This window comes from Haloechinothrix alba (genome assembly GCF_900188115.1).
Lineage (GTDB): Bacteria > Actinomycetota > Actinomycetes > Mycobacteriales > Pseudonocardiaceae > Haloechinothrix > Haloechinothrix alba.
In genome coordinates this window covers 49,611-75,494 of the sequence record NZ_FZNW01000021.1, presented here as the reverse complement: position 1 = coordinate 75,494, position 25,884 = coordinate 49,611, and the positions used below count along the sequence as shown (strand labels likewise).

The following is a 25,884-nucleotide window of genomic DNA, read 5'->3' as shown; positions in this document are numbered from 1 at the left end:
CGCTAACCCGCGCGATCCGGCCCGACCACGGCGACGAAGGAGACACAGTTGCCGGGCCTGCCGCCGAGATTGTGTGTCACCGCCAACCGCGGGTCGTCGAGCTGACGCTGTCCGGCCTCACCCCGGAACTGCAGCCAGCACTCGTACAGCATGCGCAAACCACTGGCACCGACGGGATGGCCGAACGACTTGAGGCCGCCGTCCGGGTTCACCGGGAGCCTGCCTGTCAGCTCGAAGGCACCGTTGAGCACGTCCTTCCACGCTCGACCGCGCTCGGCGAATCCCAGGTCCTCCATCAGCACCAGCTCGGTCGGTGTGAAGCAGTCATGCACCTCGGCCAGCGACAGCTCGGTAGCGGGATCGGTTACTCGCGCCTGCGCGAAGGCATCCCGCGCGCTGTGCACGACCTCGGGGAATGTGGTGAAGTCGTAGGCCGGGTCCGATGCTCCGCCGGCAGCCCCGGCGACCAGGGACAATCCCTTGATGAACAGCGGCCGATCGGTGTACAGATGCGCCTCCTCGGCAGGCACGACGAGTGCCGCCGCGGCGCCGTCCGATACGCCGGAGCAGTCCAGCACTCCGAGACGGCCTGCCACCACCTGTGCCTGCTCGACCTGTTCCTTCGTCACCCCCGAACGGAACTGTGCCTTGGGGTTGAGCGCGCCGTTGGCGTGGTTCTTCCACGCGATGTGGGTCATCGCCTCCCGCATGTCGTTCTCGTGCACGCCGTACCGTGCGCAGTACGCGGGGTCCAGGAACGAGAACGCAGCAGGCGCGGTCAGGCTCAGCTCGGCGGCGGTGCCGTCCCCAGGAGGATCGGATCGCACCAGCCCCGAGAATCCGGAGTCCTTGAGCTTCTCCACCCCGACGGCCAACGCACGGTCGTAGGCACCGGAGGCCACCGCATAACACGCGTTTCGCAACGCCTCGGAACCCGTCGCGCAGTAGTTCTCGACGCGGGTGACGGGTTTGTAGTCGGGGCACAACGCCGTGCTCAGCGTCATGCCCGACTGCCCGGATGCCAGCGTGCCCAGCCAGTACGCGTCGACGTCGTCCTTGTTCACCACCGGAGTCGCGGCGAACAGCTCCTCGGTCGCGTCCACGAGGAGATCCGCTGCGGAGGAATCCCAGTGCTCGCCGAAGCGCGTGCACCCCATCCCCACGATCGCCACGCGGTCCCGGATCCCGTTGCTACCCATGATCCGCACCTCGTTTCGCATCGGGCGTCGCCTGCCGGTACCCGGGTTCCTGCGTGTCGGCGACGCGTGCTTTCCAGAAGTAGTTGTGCACGCCGTGGGAGGTGTAGAGCATGCGGAAGGTGAGCGTGACCCGGGTACCGACGGTGATCGTCTCCGGCGCGGCGTCGGCGACCTCCAGCGTGTAGCGCCCGCCGCCGTCGAAGTCGATCACGGCCTCGATGAGCGGCGGTGACGGCGAGAAGGCGAGGTGGTCCACCGTGTAGGTGGCCACGGTCCCCGCCGAGCGGGCCAGCGGGCACGGCACCATGTCGTCCACGGCGCGGCAACCCTTGCAGACCCGCTGCGGGGGCAGGTGCACGAAGCCGCACTGCAGGCACCGTGCGCCGGTGAACGCGAACTTCCACCGCGCCCCGCGTGCCGACGGCGGTCCGGCGGGCCGGTCCGGCTCGGGCCGCCGCGGGGGTTCGCGCTCGAGCAGCCCGCGCCAGGCGAGGTAGGTCGGGTACGGCACGTCGATCCCGCAGGTGAGCTGGTCGGCCACCGGATGTGGCTGCCGCGCCGCGGCGATCCGGTCGGTGACCCGCAGCATCAGCGCGTCGCACCCGTCCGCAACACTGAGCACGAGGATCGTGTCGCCCGGCTGTGCCCGGTCGAGCGCATCGGCCACCCCGAGGCCGACATCGGCGGCACCCGCGTGACCCACCGGCGAGCCGGTCGTCGAGACGGCACCGGCGGCGAGCCGGCGTACCCGCTTTGCCACCCCGGGGTTCGGCGACACCACCACGGCATGGTCGGGCGCGACGCCGCCCGCGGCATCCGTCACCGCACGCACCGCTCGCTCGGCAAGGGGCTGGTAGGCCTCCACACCGAACCGCTCCTCCCACTGGCCGGCAGCCACACCTCCGGGTGCGCGCCAGCGATCGAGAATCTCGGCGGTCTCGGAGACCTGCGCGACGATCTCGGCCACCGCATGGTCCGCGTCGCCGAACAGGAACGCCGCAGCGCCGTCCCCACCGGTGCGCTCGTCACCGGAACCCGGCAGCCCGCGCCGCACGTCGGACATGACCGCCATCCCGCCATCGGCAGCCGCCGCGCGCCACGCCGCCATCCCGGATCGGGCCGAACCCGCGACGTCCGCGGCGAAGGCCGAGGACGGCAGGTCGAGCGCGGCGTGCACGGCTGCCGCGTTGGCCTTGTCGGCATAGGCGGGCGAGGTTGTCGCCAGGTACAGCCCGCCTGCGGGGGCACGGTCTCCCTCCGGCAGCGTGGCGAGCAGTGCCGCCGCGGCCTCGACCCCCATCGTGGTGCTGTCCTCGTCGCAGCCCGCGACCACGCGCGCTCCGGGACCGGACTGCGCACCCAGTCCCGCCGCCATCTCCTCTCGCTGCACGCGGTAGCGGGGAACGTAGCCTGCGTAGGCCACGATGCCGTTGGCGCTGCTCATCCGAACTCCCTCCACACTCGACCGTCACGGTGCCTCGAGCAGCGCGGCCATACCCTGCCCACCACCGACGCACATGGTTTCCAGCGCGTAGTGCCCGCCACGACGACGCAGCTCGTGGAGTGCCGTCGTCAGGATGCGGACCCCGGTCGCGCCGATCGGGTGTCCCAGCGAGATTCCCGAGCCGTTCACGTTCAGCCTCGGCAGCACCTCGTCCATCGGCCGCTCCCACGCCCGCAGCACGGCCAGGACCTGGCAGGCGAACGCCTCGTTCACCTCGATCAGATCCAGGTCGTCGAACCCGACACCGGTACGCTCGAACAGCCTGGCCGTCGCGGGCACCGGGCCGATACCCATCGTGGTGGGGTCGCACCCGGCGGCGGTCCAGCCGCGCAACCACCCGGCAGGCTCCAGCCCCAGCACGTCGAGCATGTCCTCGGCCACCACGAGGCACGCCGCGGCCGCGTCGTTCTGCTGGCTGGCGTTTCCCGCGGTGACGGTGCCGCCTTCCCTGATCGGGCGTAAGGCACCCAGCTTCTCCGCAGTCGAGTCGGGGCGGATGCCCTCGTCCTCGGTCACGACGACGGGATCACCCCGGCGCTGCGGCACCTCCACCGGCACGACCTCGCCGGTGAACCGACCCTCGCGCCAGGCCTCGTCGGCCCGTCGATGGCTCCGGACCGCGAACTCGTCGGCCTCCTCGCGGGAGACACCGTACTGCTCGGCAAGGTTCTCGGCCGTTTCGACCATGCCGCTGACCGGGCCGAAGCGCCATTCCGGTTGCGAGCGTTCCCGCCCGCGATCGAGCCGGTCGTACAGCGCGACATTACCCGCGCGGTTACCCCACCGGACGGCCGTCGTGTAGTGCTCGATATTGCTCATGCTTTCCACGCCGCCCGCGACGACCGCGTCGGCAGCCCCGGTCTGCACCATCATCGCGGCCGTGGCCACGGCCTGCAGGCCGCCGCCGCAGCGACGGTCGAGCTGCATGCCGGCGACATCGATCGGCAGCCCGGCATGCAGCGCCACCCACCGACCGATACACGGGGCCTCGGAGTTCGCGTACGACTGCGCGAACACCACGTCGTCGATCCGCGCGGCGTCCACCCCGGAACGGCGCACCAGCTCGCGCACCACGTGCGCGGCGAGCTCCTCCGCGGGCAGCGGCCGCAGGCTGCCGCCGAAAGAGCCGACCGGAGTACGGACCGGGGCGACGATGGCCGGGCGTTTCATGATCGACCTCCCGATGACTCGGCGGCTTCCGCAAGGGCCTGCCGGTGGTCGGGATGCGCGATCGCCAGCATCCGCTCGACACGCTCCGCGAGCGGCACGCCGCGGAGGTCGGCGACCCCGTACTCCGTGACCACGACCCCTGCGTCGCAGCGCGGTGTGGTGACCGGCCCGCCGAGCCGGGCCACGATGCGGCTTCGTTCCCCTGCGGTGGCCGGAAGGGCGACCACGGGTAGTCCGCCCCGCGCCCGAGCGGCGCCGCGCAGAAAGTCCACCGCGCCGCCGACGGCACCGACGTAGGAGCCGCCGACCTCCTCGGCGTTGGTCTGGCCGGTCAGGTCGACCTCGAGCGCGGTGTTGATCGCGACCAGCCCGTCCAGCGCGGCCAGCACACCCGGGTCGTGCGTGTAACCGGTCTCCCGCAGCGTGATCGCCGGGTTGGTGTCGGCGAACTCCGCGACGCGCCGCGACCCCATGAGCATGCCCGCCACGGTGCGTCCCCGGTCGAGGCTCTTGCGCGCGTTCGTCACGACGCCTGCGGCCATCAGGTCGGCTGCCGCGTCGCTCAGCAGCCCGGTGTGGATGCCCAGGTCGGTGCGGTCGCCGAGCTCGGCGAGCACGGCGTCGGGGAGGGCACCGACACCACACTGCAGGGTCGCGCCGTCCGGGACGATCGAGGCAACCTCATGCGCCACCCGCCGCGCCGTCTCACCCGGACTGCTCGGCTCGGCGTACGCGGGCTCCCGTGAGGTGTGCACCACCAGGTCCAGCTCGTCCTCGTGTACCTCCCGGCTTCCGGCCGTGCACGGCGCCTGCTCGTTGACCTCCGCAAGCACCACGCGCGCGGTGTCGATGGCTGCCGACAGGTAGTCGTCACCCGCGCCGAGGCTGTATATACCGGGCCTGCCGGTCGGTGCCAGCTGCAGCAGCGCCACGTCGGCACGCAACGGCCCCGCGCACAACAGCCGTGGCAGCACCGAGTAGTGGCACGGCACGATGTCCAGAGTGCCTGCGTCGTACAGCGCGCGGTTGCTGCCGCTGGCCGTGTAGGAAACGAACGACACGTGATCGGCATGCTCGGGGCGCACGGTGTCCGAGACGGGGATCCCGAGGAAACACCGGAATCGCCCGATGTCCGCGCGCTGCCGCATCAACAGCTGCGTCAAGCTGGTCGGCTCGGCGCATGCCTGGCCCCAGGCCACGGTGTCGCCGGGCCGCACGTAGCGGGCCAGCTCCAGCTCCTCCACCGCGGTCGCGCCCATCAGCGGTCCGGTTCCTCGCGCCACCGCGTCGTGGACGGGTCGAGCAGCTGGGTCAGGCGCTCTTCCGGGAGCCAGATGATCGTTTCCAGCTCCAGCGCATCCAGGTTCCGCACGCGGCCGGTGCGGTAATCCTCCAGGCGCAGCCGCGGGCCGTTCCCCGAGTGATCCACGGCGACGCCGACCTCGGCGAACTCGTTGCCCACGATACCGCCGCCGGAATCGTCCACCCGTACCGTACCCGCGCACGGGGCGTCCGGTGTCACGTCGTGCGCGTCACCGGTGTTGGAGTCGCGTTCGGACATTCTCTCCCGTTCCGGGTCTCAGATGAGGAAGGCCATCGTGCGAATCGGCTGGTCCCGGTTGACCAGGAGGACCTTCTTGTACGCCAGCCGGACCTCGCCGTCGACCACCCGCAACCTGTACGTGGTGCGACCCGCCCAGGTCTCCATCCCGCGCGATGTGGACTCGACGAGCACGAAGTTCGCGCCGACCTCGGTGTCGCCGCCCGCGACCCCGAGGATCTCGATGTTGGACAGGATGCGGCGAAGGTTGGACGGCGGCGACTGCGAGTACCGCTTGCCGGTGCGGAGCTGGTTCAGCCGGGTGGAGATGCGGTTCCGGTTGTCGTGGATGATCGACATCGACGTGGCGGGATCGCTCGTGGCATCGCCCGCCGGAACCCAGTAGAGAGCGTCATCTGTCCACAGCGCCTCCCACGCGTCGTAGTCGTGCTCGTCGGCGTACCGCGCCTCGCGGTAGAGGAACTCCTCGACCTGGCGCAGGGTGAGCGGGCTGTCGGTCACTGCGGTCACGTGTCCACCTCCATGAGGCGCCGGTAGTGCGACCAGAACCCGCGTATGCCCGTCTCGTCGGTCGCCGCACCGGTCCGGTACCCGTCCTCGTCGAGAGCCTCACGGTGCATCCCGCGGCGGACGTCGAGCCATTCCGGCTGCCTCATCTCGAGACCGCGCTGGTTGCGCTCGTACATCTCGGTGTCGTCGGCAAGCAGCATGCCCGCAGGGCCGACAGAGCCGATACTCTGGGAGACCATGCGCGAGTTCAGCTCTTCCGCGCCGCCGAGCTGGACCGCCGTCGAGTGCTGCACGCACTCGTCGACCGAGAGCGGCTGGATGACGAATACCTGGATCTCCGCGATGAACAGGTTCGGGAAGATCATGACGTGCGGCGCACCCTCGGTGAGAATGTCGTCTGCCGCGTCGCCGTACACTTCACGCATGCGCGCCACGTAGTTCGGTACCCGTGACTCGCTGGTACCGAACCACCGCATCGGCTCACCCTGCCGGCGAAACTCGGGTCGCAGATCGTTCTCACTGTGGCCGTTACCCAGGTCGCGCGTGACGGCTGTCGAGTTGTCGCTGTAGAGCGGCCCGATGGGGCTGCCCGTAACGCTGAAGATCGAACTGTGCACGAACTGCGGGTGGTACCCGTCCGTCTCGTTCTCGGCAAGCAGCTTCCAGTTGGCGCGGGTGCGATGCTGCAACCAGCCCGCGCCGAGGTCGATCCTGCCTTCGGGCGACAACCGCGCCAGCCTGTCGATCTCACCGGCAGCGGCACCCAGGTGTTCCGCCAGCGTCGGCCCGTCCTCGGCCAGGCTGGCGAAGACGAAGCCGCGGTAGGAGTCGACGCGCGGCACCCTGCCCAGGGACAGGTCGAGGTTGCCCTTGCCGCCGTAGCCCTTGTTGTACGGGTAACCGAGCAGCTCGCCGGTGTTGCGGTAGGTCCAGCCGTGATAGGGGCAGCGGAACGCGTTCGCATTGCCACGGGCGTCCTCGCAAACCAGGTTCCCGCGGTGCGCGCATCGGTTGAACACCAGGTGCACGTCGCCGTCTCGCCCCCTGGTCATGATGATGTCCTGCGGCCCGATGCTCTTGCGCACGTAGTCGCCGGACTCGGGGACCTCGCTCTCGTGGCCGACGAACACCCAACTTCGGTACCAGATCCGTTCGAGCTCGTCGGCGAATACCCGTGGGTCGGTGTACAGCGAGCCGTGCACCCGGCTCGGTTCGATCAGAGCCGCGTAGTCCGGCCGGGAGGTCGCCCGGGCCGAATCGGGCACCGTGGTGGTCATCGTGGTCCTTCTCCCTGGCGGGCTGGTCGCCATCCCGTTCTCGGTCGGTTGCCGTCGCGCGGCGCCGGCACGGTCGAGGCGCAACGCTGCATGGTCGAACGTGCGTCTTCTTATTTAATCAGTAATAGATTAACTTTTCCACCGTGCTCGGAACAAGGCACCGTCGAGGTACGTGACGCACCCCTCAGCAGGCAGGCGGCCTCACACAACGTGGCTAGCCGGGGATGTAACGCCGTACCGCGTCCTCGACACGTACGTCCACCGCGCCGCGCAGCCGCAGCACCTCCAGGTGCGCACCGGTCTCGGTCACGGCGAGCATCTGGTGATCGAGCTCCAGCTCGTCGAGTGCGCACTCGTGCCGTGTCCACGGCACGGCACGCGCAACGTCGTAGGCGGTCCCACCGCCACGGCGGATCTGGCGGCACACCAGCTCCAGCCGCTCCTCGTGGTGCTGCAGCAGCTCGCGTACCCGGGCGTGGGTACTGTCGAGCACGGGTCCGTGCGCCGGGAGCAGCACGGTGTCCGGCACCGCGAGCGCCGCGGTGAGCGACTCCAGGAACGAGCGCAGCGGCTGCGGTTCCGGTGCCCACTCGAACCCGAGCGACGGCGTGATCCGCGGCAGGATGTGGTCGCCGGAGAACAGCACATCCCTTGCGGTGTGCCGCAACGTGATGTGCCCTCGGGTGTGGCCCGGTGCCCCGACCACCTCCAGCTCACCGCCATCGACGGGGATACGCTCCCCGGGATGCAGCCAGCCGTCCGGAGGGCCGTACGGCACACTGCGTTCGTACTCCGCGAAAGCCTGGTTCGCTACCTGTCGTGCCAGATCCGGAGCGCCGCACCGCACCAGGAGATCGATGTGATGCGGGAAGCGGCTCCGCTCGAGCCCGAACTCGCCGATGCTGTGCCGTTCGCCGTACCCGGTGTAGAGGGCGGTGCCGAGCGTGGTGCGCCACCGGTACGCCTGCGTGTAGTGATCCCAGTGATGGTGCGTGGCGACACAGACCGCGACATCGGCGAGCCGGTAGCCGAGCTGCCGGAGCCCCTGGTCGACCGTCGCCTGTGTCCGCGATGTGGCCCACCCCGGATCGATCAGTACGAGCCCGTGCGGCCCTTCCAGCACATAGCAGTTGACCGCGGCCGGACCTTCGAACGGCAGGCCGATCGGGATCCGGTGGACACCCGGCACCACAGGGTGCGCGCCGGGCTCGGTCCAGTCCCGCGGTTGGGCGTACGGAATCGACATCACCGGTCTCCCTGCCGACCCGACCGACCACGCGGTCGGGTCGTTGCGGCGTCGGCGTGACACACATGGCGTGGCAACGGCGCCTCAGCTCTCGCCGGTGAGCAGGGCGCCGAGCCGGTCGTGGACGATGTCTTCCGCGCCGGCGACGATCCGCCGGACCAGCTCGCCCACCCGCGGGATGTCGTGGATGAGGCCCTGGGCCAGGCCCGCGCTCCACACACCGCGTTCGAGGTCGCCGGTCTCGAAGACCTCCCGTCCCCGCGAACCCGCTACCAGCTCCCGGACGTCCTCGAAGGCGCCACCCTCGTCCAGGACCTCCACAACCTTCCGGCTCACCGAGTTGCGCGCCACACGCGCCGTGTTCCGCAGAGGCCGGAAGATGAGGTCGGTCTCGCGCTCGCTCGCCTCTACCAACCGCTCCTTGACCGCCTGGTGCACAGGGGCCTCGACCGTCGCGAGGAAGCGCGTCCCCATGTTGATGCCGTCCGCACCGAGCGCCAGCGCGGCGACCAGGCCCCGCGAGTCGGCGAACCCTCCCGAAGCGATCATCGGGATGCCGACCCGCTCGGCGGCGGCCGGGATCAGCACGAGCCCGGGGATGTCGTCCTCGCCCGGGTGGCCCGCGCACTCGAACCCGTCGATGCTGACGCCGTCGACTCCCAGTTCCTGAGCCTTCACCGCGTGCCGGACACTCGTGCACTTGTGCAGTACCTTCACACCTGCGGCACGAAACGCGGGGACGTGCTCGGCAGGGTTGAACCCTGCCGTCTCCACGACCGATACACCCGAGGAGATGATCGCGTCCCGGTACTCGGCATACGGTGGGGGATCGATGGTGGGCAGGATCGTCAGGTTGACCCCGAACGGCCGGTCGGTCAGCTCACGGCACCGCGCGATCTCGCGGGTGAGCTCCTCCGGCGTGGGTTGCGTCAGTGCCGTCAGGAACCCGAGCGCGCCGGCGTTGGCCACCGCGGAGACGAGCTCCGCACGCCCGACTCCCTGCATTCCTCCCTGGACGATCGGATAGTCCACACCGAACTCGGTACAGAATCGCGTCGTCATCATGGCGCCGTGTCCCTCCTCGCCGTACGGTCATTCGGTCGGCAGGCCGGCGCTCCGGCCACATCCGGTGCCCGGCTCCCCGGCCCGGCGACACCCGGGCCGCCAACCGCCCCGCGTGCGGCCTCAATCGATCGCATCGAGCGTGCCCGCGTCGGCCACGAAGCGCGCGATCCGTTCGATGGCGAACAGCGTGTAGTCCCGTGGCTGCAGCTCCGGCTCGATCCGGCTGCCACCGAGCGTGAACAGGCCGAACACGAGCCCGTGCAGCGGTTGCTGGCGGTAGGCGAGCCACGCCTCGTCGAACGTGGGGGGCTCCGCGACGCCGGACGCCTTCAGCTGTTCCAGATACAGCTCCAGCAGCTCCTCCTCCCATGCTCGCCGGTCCTCGGGCGCCAACCCGCACGCGAGGGCGTAGGAGTAGTCGAGCGCCCAGTGTCCCTGCGCGACGCATTGCCAGTCGTACAACCCCATACCGCCGTCCGCGTCGCGGAGCCAGTTACCGAGGTGCACGTCCTGGTGCAGTAGCGTGCGAGGACCCCGGCGGTGCAACTCGAGCGAGCGCATGAAGCCGGGAAAGACCTCGGCACCTCTGGCCCGCAACTCGGGCGGCAGCACATCCATGGCCCGCCGGAACCCGACGCGGGTACGCCTGGCGAATCCCACCCTGCGGTTGAGGTTGTCCTGCCATTCGTAGGTACCGCGCAGCTTCCCCAAGTCCGCCGACAGCCGCGGGCTTTCCCAGAAGGCAGCGTGGTACGTAGCCAGCTCACGCACCATGTCCTCGGCATCGTGGCGGGTCACGGGATTGAGCATGGGATCGGGGAAGGTCCATCCCATGGCGCTCAGGTCGTCCAGGACGACCAGTGAGCGGTACGACATCGGGTCGTAGCCTGCGTAGTACGCACGGGGGCTGCGCAGCCGCAACCCCGGTCGCGCACGGGTGTAGAACAGCGTCTCGCCCTCGACGATCTCGGTGAGGCCCAGCAGCATCCGTGACGCGAACGTCGCCGTGGACTTGGTGAACACGGTTTCCGGAAGGCCGGCAGCCACCCCGGCTTCGTTGTACACAATCGACAGCCGACGTCGCGAGCTCGTCCCGTCGTCACCGCCGGTGACCCGGACCTCCACCACCTCCGCGCCGGGAACGTCGTGGCACAGCACGGCGGTGAGCCAGTCCGGCGTGATGCTCTCCGCCGACGGTGGGACCGCACCCGGTTTCGCACTCAGGGCACCGGGCCTGGCCTTGTCGCGCAGCACCTTCGCGGCCACGCGCACGGCAGAGCCCGCCGCGGTGATGGTGTCCGTCGTCGCCACGTGGTTCTCCTCCGGTTCGTTGACGGTCCGTTGTGTTCGATCGGTTCGGCCGGCGCTCGCGCACCTGCTCAGCGCGCGCTGCCTGCCGGGTGCCGCTCCGTGATCTGGTCGACGACCAGTTTCGCTGTCTCGGCGCACGCGGTCGTCCCGCCGTTGCCGTACTCCTTGACACCGTCACCGACGTTCCACAGGTTCGGTATCGGAGTCGTGTTGGGCAGGTCGAACCCCGCCACCGCACGTTGTGGCGGCCAGTCGTCACGTGTGATCTCGGTCGACAGGATCTCGGCCTCGTCGAACCCGTGAATCTGCTCGCGCAGGTCCGACATCAGGTACTCCTTCTCGGCCTCCTCGTCGAAGTCCCCGACCGCCGGTTTCGGCACCGAGGTCCCGGCGTAGAGGTGCCATCCCTCGGGAGCCATCTCGGGACACGTCTCGGTGAAGTTCGCGACGTAGCACAGCCTGCGCGTCTTGGCGAAACTCAGCATGCCGGGCGCATCGAGCAGCTTGCGCCTGCTGGCGACGTTGACGGTCAGCATCGCGCTGGGCCGGTCGGCACGGCGCACGGAGTCCCGGTAATCCGCGGGAAGGTTGTCCTCGCCGACAAGGCGCACCGTCGCCGCCGGTCCGGCGTCGCTCACCACGAAGCGTGCCGGGACGTCGGTGACCTCCCCGCCCCTGTCGATGCGCGCGCCGGTCACCATGCCGTCGGCAACCGTCAGCGAACGCACCTCGCTGGACAGCCAGACCTCGCCACCCCCGGCCGTGATCACGTCGGCGAGCGCCCGCCAGATGCCGATCGTGCCCTCCGGGCAGAAGCCGAACTTCTTGAACGCGCTCTTACGCGTGAAGTAGGTCAGGAACACCTTGGCGGGTAGCTCCTCCGAGCCCACGGCGAAGACGGAACCGCACATGTTGTGGAAGATGCCGTGCACCGACTCGTTCTTGGTGTACTTCGCCACCCACTCCGCCGTGGACAGCTGCTCCTCGGGCAGGCCGCTGTCGTCCCGGGCCGCGCCGAGCCCGTTGATCAGCTTCGCGCCCTGCTTCGTCAGCTTCGACAGCAGGTAGCCCCACCCTCCGCCGGAGACATCCACGTCCTTCCCACCGATGCGGTAGAGGATCGGCGGGTCGGGGCGCCGGATGTCGAACTTCGCCCCGACCTCCTCGAAGGTCTGCTGTGTGATGCCATCGACCTCGATGACGATCGCGCCGTTGTTGACCTTGAAGCCGTCGATATCCACTGTGGAGGCACGTCCGCCGACACGGTCGCGGCGCTCCACGACGAGGGTCCGGTATCCCTGGTGGGTCAGCCGTGCGGCCGTGAACAGCCCGCCCGCGCCCGCGCCGACGACGATCGCGTCGAAATTCCCTTCGGTGCCGGTCATCTCTTCCTCACCTTTCCTCGCAATGGTCTCCGCGCTCGGACCGATCCGGCTGCCGCGCCGATCGGCCGCCGGACCCGCACCGACGAGCCGTCAGTACGACTCCGGAAGCCCCAGGCTGTGCCGGGCGACGAAGTTCAGGATCATCTCCCTGCTCACCGGTGCGGTCCGCATGAGCCTGGTCACGAACCACAGGTCGGCGAGGCCGTACTCCAGCGCGAGACCGTTACCGCCGTGCGTCTGGATAGCCTGATCCAGCGCACGCAGCGCTGCCTCGGCTGCCACGTACTTCGCGATGTTGGACGCCTCGGCCGCGTTGCGGCCGCTGTCGTACAGCTGTGCCGCGTGCGCCGTGGCGAGGCGGGCCGTCTCGACGTCGATATAGGAGGCAGCCAGCGGGTGGGCGATGCCCTGGTGCGCCCCGATCGGGGTCGACCAGACCTGCCGCTCGCAGGCGTAGGTGCTCGCCTTGCCTGTCGCGTACCTCCCGACCCCGTTGCACAGCGCGGCGGCCAGCACCCGCTCCGGGTTGAGACCGGCGAACAGTTGGCGTAGGCCGTTGCCCGGATCGCCGATCAGGGCGTCGGCGGGGACCTCGACGTCGTCCAGGAACACGGTGAACTGCTTGTCCGGAGCGACGAGCGCCGTCTCTATCGGCTGCAGCGTCAGTCCCTCGGCATCGGTGGGAACCACGAAAAGCGACATTCCGGCCTGCTCGCCGGCGGCCTGCTCGTCGTTGCGTGCCGCCACAAGCAGGGCAGCGCACTCGTTCGCCGCCGAGATGTAGTACTTCCCGCCGGAAAGAGTCCATCCCGTGCCGTTCCAGCGGGCGGTGGTGCTGACGTTGTGGCTGTTCGACCCGGCATCCGGCTCGGTCAGGGCGAACGCCATCTTCCTGCCGCCCGAGGCGATGTCCGGTAACCACCGGCTCTTCATCTCGGCCGAGGCGTGTGCGGTGAGGATCGAGCCGCAGATCGCGGGGGAGATGACCGCGACAAGCAACGGCACTCCGTGCGCGGCCAGCTCCTCCACCACGATCACGAACTCGGACAGCCCCGCACCGCCGCCCCCGTACTCCTCCGGTAGGTGCACGCCGAGCAGGCCGGCGTCACCCAGCTCCTGCCACAGCTCGCCGATGTGTTCGCCGGTGCGCGAGCGCTCGGCGTAGTACTCGTGACCGTACTTGTCGGCGATGGTGGCGACGCTTTCCCGCACGAGCCGGTGCTCGTCGCTGTCGGTGATGAGTCCCGTCATGTCACCGTCCTTGGAACGAGGTCGTGGATTTGTGGATGAAGCTGCGAGCCGCCCCGGCGGCGTCCTCGGTCCCTCCGGTGCGGGCCAGCGCCTCGATCTCGGCGGCGAGCTGGTGGGGCAGGCTCGACGACCAGGAGTTCCACAGCAGTTGGCGGATCTGCCCGTACGCGCGCGTCGGACCCCGCGCCAACCGGCGCGCCGTGGACATCGCCTCGCGCTCGAGGCCATCCGCCGCGACAGTGCGGTTGACAAGGCCCCATTCCACGGACTCGCGGGCGTCCAGCACCCGCTCTTCGAAGTAGAGCTCGGCGGCACGACGTGGCCCCACGAGCCGAGGCAGGAACCACGAGCTCCCGCCGTCGCCGGACAACCCCAGCCCGCAGAAGCCGGTCGCGAACTTGGTGCCCTCCGCGGCGAGCGCGATGTCCGCGCAGTACAGCAGACCCAGGCCGCCACCCCCGACGGAGCCGTGTACGGCCGTCACGACCGGCACCTCCAGCGAGCAGAACGTCCTGATGGCGTCGTGGTACGGCGTGACCATGGCCCTGAGCAGTCCCGGGAGCTCCTCCGGCTGCACGCGTGCGAACTCGGCGATATCACCACCGACCGTGAACGCCGGACCGTTGCCCATCAGCAGCACCGCACGGAGCTCGCTGTCGGCAGCGCATCGCCGCGAGACCTCGGCGAGCTCGTCGGCCAGTCGCTGGTCGATGGCGTTGCGCACGTCCGGCCGGTTCAGCCGGACGATGCCGAGCCCGTCGCTGACCGTGTAGTCGACGGCCGGCGCGCAGTCGTCCTGCTCCGGCAACGCGCTCCGCCAACGCTCGCTGTCGGTGAGCTGCACCAGGTCGGAGATCCGGCCTCCTACGAAGCTCAGCACGTGCGCGAAACCGGCGTCCAGAGTTCCACCGTTGCGCGCGTGCCCGGTGTAGCGGCCGGTCACCAGCAGCCTGCCGTCGTCGAGAAGGGCGAAGTCGTCCGGTTCGGCAGTGGCGACATAGTGCGCCGCGATGCGGCCCCAGAACTCGCGGCGCATGGCCTCGGGGCCCTCGTACCGGCCACCGAGTTCCAGCGGAAGGCCGTCGGTCGTGCATCCGGTGAAGTCAGGGTGCAACAGCTCGTCGAGCTCGGCCGAGGCGCCCCGCGACAGGGCATCGTAGAGCCCGGAGGCGATCGCCACCGCACGGTCCTTGTCGACCGGCCGGTCGTGTTCCGGTGCGGAATCCACCGCGTCCCCGCCCGTCTCGTCTCGCATCACGTTATCGCCTCCGCCATATTATAATATAACATAAATAAAGTATTGGCACCGTGTCAAACTCCGGTCGCGGGGCCCGTCACTCGCCGGTCGTTCCGCCAACCCGGTCGCCTGCCCAGCGCGCGAGCCGGAACTTCTGGACCTTGCCCGTGGGGGTCGTCGGTAGCTCGTCGGCGGCCAGGAACAGCACGTGCTTGGGCACCTTGAACCGGGCGAGCTTCTCCCGGCAGAGCTCGAGCACCTCGTCGGCCGAGAGGCGAGCGTCGGGGGCCGGCACTACGCAAACGCACCCGGCCTCGCCCCAGCGCTCGTCGGGCACGCCGACCGCGTACGCCTGGCTCACCCCTGGATGCGTGCTGAGCAGGTCCTCGATTTCCCTGGGCATGACCAGCTCGCCACCGCTCTTGTAGAGCTCCTTGCTGCGGCCGGTGATCTCGAGGTAGCCGTCCTCGCGCACGCGCCCGAGATCCCCGGACCGGACCCATCCGGCGTCGATGGCGGCCGCGGTGTCCTCCGGCTTGCGCCAGAAGCCGAGCATGTGGGTCGGTCCCCGCGAGACGAGCTCGCCTTCGGTGTGGGGTGGCAGGTCGGCACCGGTTTCCGGATCCACCGTCCTGTACTCCGCCAGCGCGTCGCTTCCCGGCAGTCCCGCCGCTCCGGCGAGCTTGGGCCTGCCGACGGTCTGCGAGGTCAGCGACAGCTCGTCCTCCGGCAGCGTCAGCGTCATCGCGCCGCCGCACTCGGTCATGCCGTACCCGGTCACGATCTCGGTGACGCCCAGCTCGGCACGTACCTGCTCCCACAGCCACACCGGCGCCGGTGCCGCGCCGGACAGGATCGCCGACAGCGACGACAGATCGTAGGCCGAGCGGTCGGGGTGTTCCAGTAGCGCAACGCTCATCGTCGGCACGCACAGGATGTCCGTCGCGCGGTGCCGCTGGATACCGGCGAAGTAGCCGACCGGGTCGAACTCGGTCTGCGGGACGATCGCTCCCCCGACGGTCATCGCGGCGAGCAGACCCTCGACGTAGCCGAACATGTGGTAGCAGGGCAGCGAGAACAGGATCCGCCTGCCGTCCTCGAACGCACGGGTCAGCGCCGACGCGTAGGCGGTACGCAGCACCGCGTCGTGGGTGACGAGCACGCCCTTCGGGGAGCCGGTAGTCCCCGAGGTGTAGAGCATGTCTCCCACATCCTCCGGCTGTGCCCGGGACCCGTCCGAGGCGCCGGGATCACCGTCGCCGAGCGCCGCCAGATCCTCGACCGTGCGCACTCCTTCCGGAGCGCTGCCGCCGGTGGGCAGCACGACGACGTGTGCCAGGTCCGGTAGCTCGGCAGGCGCGCCCTGCCGCCATGCCGGGGCGATCTCGTCCAGCATGCCGGGGTAGTCGAGGCCGCCGTACTCCGTCATGGTCACCAGCACGGAGCATTCCGACTGCGCGAGCACGTAGCCGAGCTCGCCGGTGCGGTAGAGGTAGTTGAACGGGACGGCGACGGCTCCGGCCCTGGCGATGGCGAACTTCAGCGGCACGAACTCGGGGTGGTTGGCCATCAGCATCCCGACGTGGTCACCGCGACGCACCCCGAGCGCGGCCAGGCCGTCGGCCAGTCGCGCCGCCCAACGTGTCACCTCCTCGTAGGTGAGCGTCCGCTCGTCGGTGATCACGAAGGGCCGCTGAGGGTATTGCGCCGCACAGTGCTCCAGCCACGCGTCGAGGGTGCGCGGCGTCCATTCGTCGAAGCGCTCCCGGAGGCGCTCGCGTCGCTGCTCGATCTCGGTCGGCACGGTCCCTCCTGCGATCTCGGTGTCTGTGGCTGTACCTGCCGCGCTCCGTCGGTCCCGCCGACGGCGCACCGTTACTCGAGCGGCGTGAGGTTGTCCTGGTCGACGGCGTCGGTCAGCCGGAACTTCTGCACCTTCCCGGTCGGGGTCACGGGCAGTTCGTCCACGGCGAACCAACGTTGCGGAACCTTGTACGGCGCGAGCCGCTCGCGGCAATGCGCTTCCAGCTCCGCGCGGAGCCCGGTCCGACGCTCGCCGCGCACCCGGACGGCGGCGGCGACGATCTCGCCCCAGCGCTCGTCGGTGAGGCCGAACACCGCGACCTCCCGTACCGCGTCGTGCTCGGCAAGGCACGACTCGATCTCGGCAGGTGCGATGTTCTCCCCACCACGGATGATGAGGTCCTTGAGCCGGCCGGTCAGCGTGATCATGCCGCGTGCGTCCATCGACCCGAGGTCCCCGGTGTGTACCCACCCGTCACCGTCCACGGTCCGTGCGGTCTCGTCGGGCGCGTGCAGGTACTCGACGAGCTGCTGGTAACCGCGGGCGCAGATCTCCCCCGGCTGACCGAGCGGCTGGATCTCCCCCGTGCTTGTGTCGACGATCTTGCAGTCCACCTGCGGCAGCGGGCGCCCCACCGTGCTCACCAGATCGTCGCGCGAGTCGTCGCGGCGCGTCATGGCAAGCACGGGGGCGAGCTCGGTCTGCCCGAACAGGTTGTGCACCGCCGCCCCGAAGCGCGTCTCCGCGCTCTCGATCATGGTTCGTGGCACGGCCGCGGCACCACCCATCGCGGTACGCAGCCGCGGCACCCGGCCGGTGGCGTTGCGCGCGGCCTCCAGTAGCGCCCCCAGTACCGTGGGCACGTAGAACAGCACGTCGGCACCTTCCCTGCCGATCTGTGCCAGCGCCGCCTCCGGTTCGAACTGCTCGACGAGCACGGTGCACCCGCCGAGCCACAGCGGGCCCAGCGTGCCGATCACGCACGCGGCAGTGTGGAACATCGGCAGCGGGTTCAGACCGATCATCCCCCGCTCCACCTCTGCGCCCTCCATGGTCAGCTTCGCGACGTTGACCAGCGACCGGTGTCGCAACACGACACCCTTGGGGGTACCGGTGGTGCCCGAGGTGTACTGCAACATCGCCACCGATCCCGGCTCGGGCCGCGGGAGCGGTTCGCTACCGGCGCCGGAGGCCAACCATGTGTCCCATTCGGACAGGCTGATCACGGTCCGCAGGTGCGGGCAGTCCGCGCGCACCGACCTGACGGCGGCGGCGAGGTCGTAGTCGCGGCTCCGGTCGGCATGGATCAGCACCGCGGCACCCGAATGGCCGAGCGCGAAGCGGAGCTCGTGCTCGCGCAGCACGGGGTTCAACGCGACGAGCGTCATCCCCGCCAGCGCGGCCCCGTACTGGACGATGGGCCACTCGACGATGTTCGGTGCCCACAGGGCGACGAACTCGCCGGGGTCGGCGATGCCGAGCAACGCGCGCGCCACCTGCTGTGCCTCGCCGTACAGCTGACCGTAGCTCAACCGCCGCTCCCGGCCGGTGCCGTGCGCGTTGCCGACCAGCGCCGGTGCATCCGGCTGCTCGCCGGCACGCTGGGCGAGCAGCGACCCCACCGTGTGCTCGACCAGCGGGACGCTCTCGTCACGCGGCCACAGCGATTCGCGGATGCGCGAGCCGGGATCGGAAACTGCGGTCATCGTTGCGACCTCCCTGGACACTGCGGGTACCGGAGTCCCACGGCACGCGGTCACCGGTTGCTGAACCGGGCGGTACTGCCGTCGCGAAGCGCCCGCAACGCCACCGGCATGTCCTCGGTCCGGGAGGCCAGTACCTGGTTGCGGTTCTCGATTCCGACCGCGGCGGCGAAGGACGGCGCGTCGATACCCGCATGCAGGGACCGCTTCGTCAGGCGCACCCCGAACGGGCTGTTGGCTGCCACCTCGCCCGCGAGCTGCAGCGCAGCCGAGCTCGACTCCGCGTCGGCGCAGAGCCGGTTGACCAGCCCGAGCCGGTGGGCCTCGTCCCCGTCCACGGACCTGCCCGTGAGCATGAGCTCCGCGGCAACGCCCATACCGACAGTCCGCGGCAGGGTCCACGACAACCCGAGATCGGCTCCGGCGAGGCCGACGCGCACGAACGCCGCGGCGAACGAGGCATTCGTGGTACCGATCCGGAGGTCGGCCGCCAGGGCGAGGGACATCCCGGCACCGACGGCCGGACCGTGTACCGCCGCGATCACCGGCAACGGCAGGTCGACAAGACGTTGCGCGGTCGCTGCCCAGCGTTCCTGGTTGGCCAGCAGCTCGGGTACGCCCATCGACCAGGTGGCTTCCAGCTCGGTGAGATCGAAACCCGCGCAGAAGGCGCGACCCGCGCCGGTGAGCACCACGGCACGCACATCGCCGTCGCGTTCGGCTGCATCGAGCACCTCGTCGAGCCGGTCGAGGAGCCCGGGTGTGAGGGCGTTCAACTGCTCCGGGCGGTTCAGAGTGATCTCGAGGACCTGCTCCGCAGGCTCACTCACCAGCAACGGCCCGTCGTCGATCGTTCGCATCCGCGCCCCACATCCTGTCCGTACGCCGCCCGCACAGCGCCTTGATTGAATCAAATGTAGATTATGCAACAGGCGACGTCAACGAACGCCGGCAACCCGGATCGACAAACACCAGCGTATACAGGACTCCGCTACCCCACTTGCGATCCGTCGCGATGTCCAATTATATTCTCTGTTAAATAATGTATCGAGTGCCGCGCCGCCGGGTCGGCTGTGGCCCCGGTCGAAGCCCCGAAAGGAACCCCGATGACGAGCGTGAACGACCTCAGGTGCATCGTGACAGGTGCGGCATCCGGTATCGGGCATGCCGTGGCGGAGCAACTGTTGAAGGGCGGGGCCGAAGTCACCAGCCTCGACCGGAACGAGCCCTCCGCGAGCGTCCAGCGCCACCTCACGGTCGACCTCGCAGACCCGGACAGCATCGACACCTGCGTGCACGAGCTCGGTGGCGGCTGGGACGCACTGATCAACGTCGCCGGGGTACCGGGCACCGCGCCCGCCGAGCTCGTATTCAAGGTCAACTTCCTGGGCCTGCGGCACCTCACCGAGTCGCTGTTCGGCCGCTTCAACACCGGGGGTGCGATCGTCAACGTCTCGTCCACGGCCGGTTTCCAGTGGTCCGAACGACTCGGACAGCATCGCGACCTCATCACCACCGACTCGTTCCACGCGGGACTGCAGTGGTATCGCGACAACCCGCACGACGGCAACGCGTACAACTTCGCCAAGGAAGCCGTGACCGTCTACACGATGGCGATGGGTACCGGACTCGCCGCGGAGGGACTGCGCATGAATGCCGTGCTGCCGGGCCCGGTGAACACCCCGATCCTGCCGGATTTCGAGACGTCCATGGGCAAGGACACGCTCGACGGGGTCAAGTTCCTGCTCGGGCGGCACGCCGAACCCGACGACATCGCTCCGGCGGCCGCCTTCCTGGCGAGCCCGGAATCGCGCTGGATCAACGGGCATCCCCTCGTGGTCGACGGGGGTATCACCGGAGCCGTACTGACCGGTCTCGTGCCGCCACCCGAGCTCTGACCCTGATTTTGGGGCGGGGCCCACGGAAAGCGCCCTCGCCAGTGATCGAGCGGGTGGTCGAGACCGAGTGCGTCCTCGACCGCCACGCTGCCACGGACTTGTCGCTGAGCTACGCCATACTGGTGCCGCAGCGGCGGGTCCGTACCGGGCGAGCCGGTCAGGATGGACGAGCGCAGCATGACCAGTGCGGCGATGTATGCCCGGCTGTCGTCGGCCCGGCAGAAGAAGGACGAGACGACCTCGTTGCCGCCGCCGAACTGCTGACGTGGGTTCATCCTGACGCCGGCGTCTGGATCGCCGCGACGTCGACCATCCCCGACAGTAGTGTCGGCGAAGCCGACGCCGCTGTCGTGACCAACACGGCGACGGGACTTCGCTGATCCCGACGACAGCGGTGTCTCCGGCGTGGTGGCCCCGCAGCCTTCGAGGGGCTGAGTACGGAAGGGCTCGAGCCTGCCACCGGAGGATCACACCCTGAGCCGACAAGGGGGCTCGAACCCCTACGGTTTACAGGCTGTGCGACGGTGTTGACCTGCCCGCTACCAGGCACAACAGTTACGTTGGAGGCTTCTGCAGCTCGGAAGCAACAGGGTTTCACCCTGTTGCGCCACGAGCGGCGTCACGGCGTGTTGCCGCCAGGGCATGAACATGCATTTGCGGTTGGGCGAGCCGCCCTGACCGGCACCGGTTTCGGCCCCTAGAACCTCCCAGAACGACAGCGTCTGGGGGCAGCTTCACCGAGCAACTCGACACCATGCGGGAACAGCTCGCACGGTGCCCCGTCGAGCAGCCGATCATGGCCGCGGTGCGCGCCGTCGTCGCCGGCCGGCTCGCCCTCGACACCGACGCGCTCATCCCGCGCACCACCAGCCACACGGCTCTCGGCGTCTGCATCGCCGCATACGAGCACTGGCTTACCCATAGCGACGCGGAGCTGACCGACATCCTCGACGCCGCGCTGGCGACGCTCGCCAGCCGCTTCAACGACTTGGCGTGACGCCGGGCCGACGTGCGGGTACTACGTGCCCTGATGGCCCGCAGGTCGAAGAGAACTGTTCCCTCGAGAATATAATATCGAAAGTAAATTTTAATCTTTAAGCGGACAAGAGAGGAGTGCGCGCCTCCGGTTGCACTCACCTCTGGACTGAACTGTGGGCGAGTTGCCGGCCCGTGCGTCACCCGACCTTGACGAGGTTGTGCCATCATTTATGATATGTTAAATTAAGCAACCTCAAGCGCGATCCAGTGTGGCACGTGGCGCGACGGGGCGCCACGTGCCTCGCTTGCGTCCGGCGCAGAATTGGCGATGACCAGGAATGGAGCGGTGAACGGTGCGCAGCGAGTGGGAGAGCCCGTATCATGTCGTCCCCTGAGGTCGGGGAGAAGCGCGCCAACGAGCGGGCGCTGTCTCCTGAGCGCCAGCGCGCGAGCCAGCGGCTCCGCATGATCGCCGTGCCGCTCGTCGAGGCCGGTGTGATGGCGACCTTCAGCGCCAAGACCGTGTGGTCGGCGGCGCGCCATCCCATCGGTTACTGGGACAGGGTGCACGATCAGCTCTTTCTGACGCTCAAGCTGTGCTGGTTCCCCTTGATCGTCTCGACCACCCACGCTTTGTCCTTGTCCGGTCCCGACCGTGGCCCTACGGTCGGCCTTCGAATCCTCCGACACCACGACCGAGAGAGAGTGTGCCCCGATGAGCGCTAATGCCCGTCCCGCCCCCCACCGTGTGCTCGTATTCGGCGCCAGTGGTCATGTTGGTGCCTTCGCTGCCGACGCCATCGCCGGCAGCAATCGTAACGTGGCACTCAGGGTAGCCACCAGTTCCGTAGACAAGGCCGGTGAGCTGAAGGCGAGGTACCCGTCGGCGGAGATCGTGCAGGCCGACTACATGGACCTCCAGAGCCTGGTCGCCGCGTTCGACGGGGTCGACGCGGCGTTCCTCATCACGCCCGACTTCAGGATCGACGAGCAGCGCGCCATGATCAACGTTTGCGCCGCGGCGCATGCTGCAGGTACGCAACCGCACCTGGTCAAGCTCACCGGCGTGACGATCGGAATCAACAACGCCAACGAACTCCGGCCTTCGCTCCGTGAGTATCCAGGGCCAGCGTTGCAGTACCAGCAGGCGCGGGCCGTGTTGAACGCGTCGGGCCTGCCGGTCAGCTTCCTGAACTCGTTCGCCTACTTCATGGACGACCTACTCACTGTCTGGCTGCTTCCCCTCCTGAACCGGCGAGTCCTCTCGGCGCCGTTCGACCGGAGTACAACGTTCGTGGACACCCGCGACCTCGGCGAGGCGGCCGCGCGATTGCTACTCGAGCCACACGACCGCGAGCACGACGGATACATGCACCATGTCACCGGCACGGAACGGATCAGATTCTCAGAGGTCGCGACGATGCTCACCGAGGTACTCGGCGTCGAGATCACCTACGAGGACGACCCGCAGGCATTCAAGGACGACGTCGAAGAGGTCGTCAACATGCACTTCGGCCCCGGCGCAACCGACTATTTCGTGGAGTTCTGTCTGAACGAGCAGAAAGAAGAGCCGCTGTTCATCGTCACCGACGTCCTGCAGCATCTGCTCGGACGCGAACCGCGCACGCTCCGCGACTGGATCGAGGAGCACAAGTCAGCCTTCTTCCCCGAAAGCACGGCACTCCCTAGCTGAAAACCAAATCACAGCTATGCAGAAGCCACTACTTCGGTCCGCTGAGCGGACTTCCGGAGACCATGAGCACACGAGTTCGGGAGTTCGGGGTGTGACCTGGGAAAATGGTGCACACGCGGGATGGGGCCGTGTGACTGCACGACCCCATCCGTGCCAGGGTCGGGTAGCCTGGGGGAATCTTACCCACGTCGTTGCGGTCCGGCCGCACGAACAGGACGCCGAGTTGGTCGGCGCAGTAGCGCTCCAGCGGCTTGGCCGACAAGCCCTTGTCGGCGAGCACGACCATCCCCTCGCGCAGGGCACCGGTGTCGAGGGCGTGGCCGAACAGTTCCCCGGCGCCCTCGCGTTCGCCCAGCTTGGCGTCGGCCAGACACCACGTTACCGGCATGCCCTCGGCGGCGGTGATCACGTACAGCTTGAGGCCCCAGAAGTAGCGCGAGTGGGCCGCGCATCAGCCATAGCCGGTCCAGCCTGCCAGCTCGGAACGCCGCATCGTCTCACGCGAGCTGCCGCAAGGCACCGCAGTGCCGTCGATCAGCCGCAGATCCTCGCTCCAGGACGGGCACACGGTGGCCAGGTGCAGCATGGTCTCGCAGATCAGCGGGGCCGCGGCCTTGACCCGCTTGTGGTAGCCGGGCCGCTTGAGCAGGCACGGGAACAGGTGCCCCAGCCGTGCGTAGCACATCCGCAGCCAATGATGCTCGCTACGCGCCCCCGAGCAGCACCTGCGCCAACGCCAAGCACACCAGCTCGGCGTCGGAGAGCTTCTCCCGGCGCCCCGGCCATCGTTGCTGGGCCGGGATCACGTGGTTGTCGATCAGAACGGACAGTGCCGTCAGGAGGATATCCGGGTCTGTCTTCACAAACGATCATGAATGCCCCCTCCCATGTTCTTGATCGAGGCGACACGCCAAACCCACCATCAGAGCGAAGGGCCTGAAAATCAGGGCTCTGAGCATCGCCGGGTCGTGCGGGGCGAACAGCGAACCCGGCCACGATCGGGTAGACATCGAACGCCACGGAAGCTGCCTCTGGAGCACACATGACCGCGTACGCCGACGGCCACGGGCAGCTGGCCGCGTGGCTCGGTGCGCGCGTACCGGCACTGACGGCCCCGGTCGTGTCGTACCGGATCGGTTCCGGCCAGTCCAACCTCACCTTCCTGTTGCGAGATGCCGAGAGCCGGGAGTGGGTCCTCCGCCGCCCGCCGCGCAGCGACGAGGACGGCGGCGAGCACGGAGTGCTCCGCGAGGCGCGCATCCTGCGCGCGCTCGCGACAACGGCGGTTCCGGTTCCGGCCGTCGTGGCGACCGGTGCCGGCGAGGCCGGGATCGACGGACCGTTCGCCGTCACCGAACGGGCGCCCGGAGCCGTGCTCTCCGACGAGCGCGACGCAGCGCGGCTGCCGGTCTCCGAGCGGGCGGAGCTCGGGACCAACGTGATCGCGACACTCGCCGCGCTGCACGAGACAGACCCCGGCACTGTCGGGCTGGCGGAGCTGGCCCCGCACGACGGGTACGTAGCCCGCCAGATCCGCCGCATGAGCCGCAACTGGCGGGACTGGGGCTGGCACTCCGATGCCGACGGCTTGTGGCGGCGGTGCCTCGATCGCCTCGAGAACCGTGCTCCACGCCCGCAGCGTGTGACCCTGGTCCACGGCGACTACCGGCTGGCGAACGTGCTCGTGGATCGCGGCCGCATCACGGCGGTGCTCGACTGGGAGCTGTGCACGCTCGGTGACCCCATCGCGGACCTGGCCTGGCTCGTCGACGACTGGCGGGCACCGGAAGACCCGGCCATCGCGGTGCCGAGCCCGACGCGAGCAGGAGGGTTCGCGCACCGCGCGGATATCGTCGCAGAGTATGCCGGCCGTACCGGCCTCGACGCGGATGCGCTCGACTACTACCGGGCATTCACCCACTGGAAGGCCGCCACGCTCCTGCAGGGTGTGCTGGTGCGGCGCCGGTCCGGCGAGCTCGGTGAGCACGGAGCGCCCGACCTGGTCACGCTGGAGGACACGATCCGATACCTGCTGCACGAGGCCCTCGATCTCGCTCGCCAGTACCGCACGCCGTGAACGTGATGGCCGGCCGCCAGCACGAGTAAGGAGCTCACCATGACGCCGGACGACGATTACCTGCACACTCCGGGAGCCGATCCCGCATTCAGCGAGTCGATGTACTTCCACTTCTACGACCCGCGCGCTCGCCTTGGCGGGTTCCTGCGGATCGGCAACCGGCCGAACGAGGGCCACGGTGAGGTGACCGTCTGCCTCTACCTGCCCGACGGGCGCCTCGGCTTCGCCTACGAACAGCCCCGGGTTACGTCGAACGACCGCCTCGACGCAGCGGGGATGCGCGTCGAGGTGCGCGAGCCGATGCGACATCTCGAACTCGCCTTCGACGGGAACGTCACCGTCGTCGACGACCCGGCCATGATGACCGATCCCCGTGCCGCGCTCGGCGGGAGCCCGGTGCGCGACTGCTCGCTCGCACTGTCGGTCTACGCGATCGCGCCGGAGTCCGAGCACAGCTTCGACGCCGACGACGTCTCGTTCGTGCCGAACCACTACGAGCAGCCGATCGCCGTGGACGGGCGGATCCGGCTCGCGGGCGACACGACAACCATCCACGGCCACGGACTGCGCGACCACACGTGGGGACCGCGCAGCTGGCAGGCGCCCTGGTTCTACCGCTGGGTCCACGGCTGCACCGACGGGTTCGGCTTCATGGGTGCCTGGTTCGGCAGGCAGGACGGCTCGGCAATCCGTGGCGGGTTCGTCTGGGACGGTCGTGTCCAGCACCGCGTGACGGCGATCGATCTCGGTACCGTCCGGGACGACCGCGACGAGCAGGTCGAGGTCGATGTGGTGCTGCGTTCCGACGCCCGCGAGTGGAAGCTGCACGGCCGGGCACGGGCCACAGTTCCGCTGCGGCACCGGCCGACCGACGACACGACCGGCAAGGTGAGCATGACGCGGATCGTGGAGAGCCTGATGAGCTGGACGCTCCACGACGGCCGCGAGCTGTACGGCATGAGCGAGTATCTCGACCAGATCGTCGACGGCCGCCCCGTCGGCCTCGAGGTCTGAG

26 protein-coding genes are annotated in these 25,884 nt (G+C 69.0%); 7 read left to right on the top strand and 19 right to left on the bottom strand.

Translation table 11 applies throughout. The features are described from left to right. Window positions 1-2: 2 nt before the first annotated feature. From CHB84_RS18725 to CHB84_RS18650, 16 genes are all read right to left on the bottom strand, one after another. Window positions 3-1,199, bottom strand: coding sequence for an acetyl-CoA acetyltransferase (locus CHB84_RS18725; protein WP_089302957.1), 1,197 nt, complete (start codon window positions 1,197-1,199; stop codon window positions 3-5). Further along, on the bottom strand, window positions 1,192-2,643 hold the full coding sequence (locus tag CHB84_RS18720) for an OB-fold domain-containing protein (RefSeq protein WP_089302956.1): 1,452 nt from the start codon (window positions 2,641-2,643) through the stop codon (window positions 1,192-1,194). Before CHB84_RS18720 ends, CHB84_RS18725 begins: the two co-directional genes overlap by 8 nt. 24 nt (window positions 2,644-2,667) lie before the next feature. Beyond that, entirely contained in the window at window positions 2,668-3,873 is a 1,206-nt protein-coding gene (locus CHB84_RS18715) for an acetyl-CoA C-acetyltransferase (protein WP_089302955.1), read from the bottom strand. Further along, complete coding sequence (locus CHB84_RS18710) at window positions 3,870-5,132, bottom strand: acetyl-CoA hydrolase/transferase family protein (protein WP_089302954.1); 1,263 nt, start codon at window positions 5,130-5,132, stop codon at window positions 3,870-3,872. The genes CHB84_RS18715 and CHB84_RS18710 overlap by 4 nt, the downstream gene beginning before the upstream one ends. Then, window positions 5,132-5,434 carry a hypothetical protein gene (locus CHB84_RS18705; protein WP_245818830.1) on the bottom strand — a complete coding sequence of 101 codons (303 nt, stop codon included), beginning with the start codon at window positions 5,432-5,434 and terminating at the stop codon, window positions 5,132-5,134. The genes CHB84_RS18710 and CHB84_RS18705 overlap by 1 nt, the downstream gene beginning before the upstream one ends. 18 nt (window positions 5,435-5,452) lie before the next feature. After that, a complete protein-coding gene (locus CHB84_RS18700; RefSeq protein ID WP_089302953.1) occupies window positions 5,453-5,944 on the bottom strand; it encodes an aromatic-ring-hydroxylating dioxygenase subunit beta in 492 nt (163 codons plus the stop codon). After that, on the bottom strand, window positions 5,941-7,221 hold the full coding sequence (locus tag CHB84_RS18695) for an aromatic ring-hydroxylating oxygenase subunit alpha (RefSeq protein WP_089302952.1): 1,281 nt from the start codon (window positions 7,219-7,221) through the stop codon (window positions 5,941-5,943). Before CHB84_RS18695 ends, CHB84_RS18700 begins: the two co-directional genes overlap by 4 nt. Before the next feature lie 214 nt (window positions 7,222-7,435). Continuing rightward, the gene (locus CHB84_RS18690) at window positions 7,436-8,467 is read right to left on the bottom strand and encodes an MBL fold metallo-hydrolase (protein WP_089302951.1); all 1,032 of its coding nucleotides are present in this window, start codon (window positions 8,465-8,467) and stop codon (window positions 7,436-7,438) included. A gap of 84 nt (window positions 8,468-8,551) precedes the next feature. Further along, window positions 8,552-9,532: an NAD(P)H-dependent flavin oxidoreductase gene (locus CHB84_RS18685; protein ID WP_089302950.1), complete on the bottom strand. Its 981-nt coding sequence runs from the start codon at window positions 9,530-9,532 to the stop codon at window positions 8,552-8,554. Window positions 9,533-9,652: 120 nt separating this feature from the next. After that, window positions 9,653-10,843: a phosphotransferase gene (locus tag CHB84_RS18680; protein WP_089302949.1), complete on the bottom strand. Its 1,191-nt coding sequence runs from the start codon at window positions 10,841-10,843 to the stop codon at window positions 9,653-9,655. A 68-nt stretch (window positions 10,844-10,911) separates the two neighbouring features. Next, on the bottom strand, window positions 10,912-12,228 hold the full coding sequence (locus tag CHB84_RS18675) for a phytoene desaturase family protein (protein ID WP_089302948.1): 1,317 nt from the start codon (window positions 12,226-12,228) through the stop codon (window positions 10,912-10,914). Window positions 12,229-12,318: 90 nt separating this feature from the next. Continuing rightward, window positions 12,319-13,479 carry an acyl-CoA dehydrogenase family protein gene (locus CHB84_RS18670; protein WP_089302947.1) on the bottom strand — a complete coding sequence of 387 codons (1,161 nt, stop codon included), beginning with the start codon at window positions 13,477-13,479 and terminating at the stop codon, window positions 12,319-12,321. A gap of 1 nt (window position 13,480) precedes the next feature. Beyond that, complete coding sequence (locus CHB84_RS18665; protein WP_089302946.1) at window positions 13,481-14,734, bottom strand: enoyl-CoA hydratase-related protein; 1,254 nt, start codon at window positions 14,732-14,734, stop codon at window positions 13,481-13,483. 79 nt (window positions 14,735-14,813) lie between these two features. Beyond that, on the bottom strand, window positions 14,814-16,520 hold the full coding sequence (locus CHB84_RS18660) for an AMP-binding protein (RefSeq protein ID WP_089302945.1): 1,707 nt from the start codon (window positions 16,518-16,520) through the stop codon (window positions 14,814-14,816). Window positions 16,521-16,591: 71 nt separating this feature from the next. Next, window positions 16,592-18,226, bottom strand: coding sequence for a class I adenylate-forming enzyme family protein (locus CHB84_RS18655; protein WP_089302944.1), 1,635 nt, complete (start codon window positions 18,224-18,226; stop codon window positions 16,592-16,594). Window positions 18,227-18,276: 50 nt separating this feature from the next. Continuing rightward, a complete protein-coding gene (locus CHB84_RS18650) occupies window positions 18,277-19,083 on the bottom strand; it encodes an enoyl-CoA hydratase/isomerase family protein (protein WP_089302943.1) in 807 nt (268 codons plus the stop codon). A 246-nt stretch (window positions 19,084-19,329) separates the two neighbouring features. On the opposite strand from CHB84_RS18650, the gene CHB84_RS18645 reads away from it, so the two are divergent. The 5 genes from CHB84_RS18645 to CHB84_RS18625 all read left to right on the top strand — a co-directional run bounded on the left by CHB84_RS18645 (window position 19,330) and on the right by CHB84_RS18625 (window position 22,792). Beyond that, the gene (locus CHB84_RS18645) at window positions 19,330-20,121 is read left to right on the top strand and encodes a coniferyl-alcohol dehydrogenase (RefSeq protein WP_089302942.1); all 792 of its coding nucleotides are present in this window, start codon (window positions 19,330-19,332) and stop codon (window positions 20,119-20,121) included. Between the two features lie 41 nt (window positions 20,122-20,162). Beyond that, window positions 20,163-20,501 (top strand): hypothetical protein, encoded by a 339-nt coding sequence (locus CHB84_RS18640; protein ID WP_089302941.1) that lies wholly within the window; start codon window positions 20,163-20,165, stop codon window positions 20,499-20,501. Window positions 20,502-20,875: 374 nt separating this feature from the next. Next, window positions 20,876-21,118: an acyl-CoA-like ligand-binding transcription factor gene (locus CHB84_RS18635; RefSeq protein WP_089302940.1), complete on the top strand. Its 243-nt coding sequence runs from the start codon at window positions 20,876-20,878 to the stop codon at window positions 21,116-21,118. 362 nt (window positions 21,119-21,480) lie between these two features. Next, a complete protein-coding gene (locus tag CHB84_RS18630; protein ID WP_089302939.1) occupies window positions 21,481-21,825 on the top strand; it encodes a hypothetical protein in 345 nt (114 codons plus the stop codon). Next, window positions 21,755-22,792, top strand: coding sequence for an NmrA family NAD(P)-binding protein (locus tag CHB84_RS18625; protein WP_141134735.1), 1,038 nt, complete (start codon window positions 21,755-21,757; stop codon window positions 22,790-22,792). The genes CHB84_RS18630 and CHB84_RS18625 overlap by 71 nt, the downstream gene beginning before the upstream one ends. Window positions 22,793-22,820: 28 nt before the next feature. Here the strand turns inward: CHB84_RS18625 and CHB84_RS18620 are convergent, their stop codons facing one another. The 3 genes from CHB84_RS18620 to CHB84_RS23045 are packed head-to-tail and all read right to left on the bottom strand — an operon-like array spanning window position 22,821 to window position 23,655. Further along, window positions 22,821-23,201 (bottom strand): hypothetical protein, encoded by a 381-nt coding sequence (locus CHB84_RS18620; protein WP_089302937.1) that lies wholly within the window; start codon window positions 23,199-23,201, stop codon window positions 22,821-22,823. 42 nt (window positions 23,202-23,243) lie between these two features. Beyond that, a complete protein-coding gene (locus CHB84_RS18615; protein WP_089302936.1) occupies window positions 23,244-23,477 on the bottom strand; it encodes a hypothetical protein in 234 nt (77 codons plus the stop codon). A 19-nt stretch (window positions 23,478-23,496) separates the two neighbouring features. After that, complete coding sequence (locus CHB84_RS23045; RefSeq protein ID WP_176440037.1) at window positions 23,497-23,655, bottom strand: hypothetical protein; 159 nt, start codon at window positions 23,653-23,655, stop codon at window positions 23,497-23,499. A gap of 179 nt (window positions 23,656-23,834) precedes the next feature. Between CHB84_RS23045 and CHB84_RS18610 the strand changes: the two genes are divergently transcribed. Both CHB84_RS18610 and CHB84_RS18605 read left to right on the top strand, forming a co-directional pair. Next, window positions 23,835-24,869 (top strand): phosphotransferase family protein, encoded by a 1,035-nt coding sequence (locus CHB84_RS18610; RefSeq protein ID WP_089302935.1) that lies wholly within the window; start codon window positions 23,835-23,837, stop codon window positions 24,867-24,869. Between the two features lie 39 nt (window positions 24,870-24,908). Beyond that, window positions 24,909-25,883 carry a DUF7065 domain-containing protein gene (locus CHB84_RS18605; protein WP_089302934.1) on the top strand — a complete coding sequence of 325 codons (975 nt, stop codon included), beginning with the start codon at window positions 24,909-24,911 and terminating at the stop codon, window positions 25,881-25,883. The last annotated feature ends 1 nt before the right edge of the window (window position 25,884 follow it).

Bases quoted from the DNA above. Each gene is read 5' to 3' on its own strand.
- CHB84_RS18725 (WP_089302957.1), bottom strand. From the start codon at position 1,199: ATGGGTAGCAACGGGATCCGGGACCGCGTGGCGATCGTGGGGATGGGG.
- CHB84_RS18720 (WP_089302956.1), bottom strand. From the start codon at position 2,643: ATGAGCAGCGCCAACGGCATCGTGGCCTACGCAGGCTACGTTCCCCGC.
- CHB84_RS18715 (WP_089302955.1), bottom strand. From the start codon at position 3,873: ATGAAACGCCCGGCCATCGTCGCCCCGGTCCGTACTCCGGTCGGCTCT.
- CHB84_RS18710 (WP_089302954.1), bottom strand. From the start codon at position 5,132: ATGGGCGCGACCGCGGTGGAGGAGCTGGAGCTGGCCCGCTACGTGCGG.
- CHB84_RS18705 (WP_245818830.1), bottom strand. From the start codon at position 5,434: ATGTCCGAACGCGACTCCAACACCGGTGACGCGCACGACGTGACACCG.
- CHB84_RS18695 (WP_089302952.1), bottom strand. From the start codon at position 7,221: ATGACCACCACGGTGCCCGATTCGGCCCGGGCGACCTCCCGGCCGGAC.
- CHB84_RS18690 (WP_089302951.1), bottom strand. From the start codon at position 8,467: ATGTCGATTCCGTACGCCCAACCGCGGGACTGGACCGAGCCCGGCGCG.
- CHB84_RS18685 (WP_089302950.1), bottom strand. From the start codon at position 9,532: ATGATGACGACGCGATTCTGTACCGAGTTCGGTGTGGACTATCCGATC.
- CHB84_RS18675 (WP_089302948.1), bottom strand. From the start codon at position 12,228: ATGACCGGCACCGAAGGGAATTTCGACGCGATCGTCGTCGGCGCGGGC.
- CHB84_RS18670 (WP_089302947.1), bottom strand. From the start codon at position 13,479: ATGACGGGACTCATCACCGACAGCGACGAGCACCGGCTCGTGCGGGAA.
- CHB84_RS18665 (WP_089302946.1), bottom strand. From the start codon at position 14,734: ATGCGAGACGAGACGGGCGGGGACGCGGTGGATTCCGCACCGGAACAC.
- CHB84_RS18655 (WP_089302944.1), bottom strand. From the start codon at position 18,226: ATGACCGCAGTTTCCGATCCCGGCTCGCGCATCCGCGAATCGCTGTGG.
- CHB84_RS18650 (WP_089302943.1), bottom strand. From the start codon at position 19,083: ATGCGAACGATCGACGACGGGCCGTTGCTGGTGAGTGAGCCTGCGGAG.
- CHB84_RS18645 (WP_089302942.1), top strand. From the start codon at position 19,330: ATGACGAGCGTGAACGACCTCAGGTGCATCGTGACAGGTGCGGCATCC.
- CHB84_RS18635 (WP_089302940.1), top strand. From the start codon at position 20,876: ATGCGGGAACAGCTCGCACGGTGCCCCGTCGAGCAGCCGATCATGGCC.
- CHB84_RS18630 (WP_089302939.1), top strand. From the start codon at position 21,481: ATGTCGTCCCCTGAGGTCGGGGAGAAGCGCGCCAACGAGCGGGCGCTG.
- CHB84_RS18615 (WP_089302936.1), bottom strand. From the start codon at position 23,477: ATGTGCTACGCACGGCTGGGGCACCTGTTCCCGTGCCTGCTCAAGCGG.
- CHB84_RS18610 (WP_089302935.1), top strand. From the start codon at position 23,835: ATGACCGCGTACGCCGACGGCCACGGGCAGCTGGCCGCGTGGCTCGGT.
- CHB84_RS18605 (WP_089302934.1), top strand. From the start codon at position 24,909: ATGACGCCGGACGACGATTACCTGCACACTCCGGGAGCCGATCCCGCA.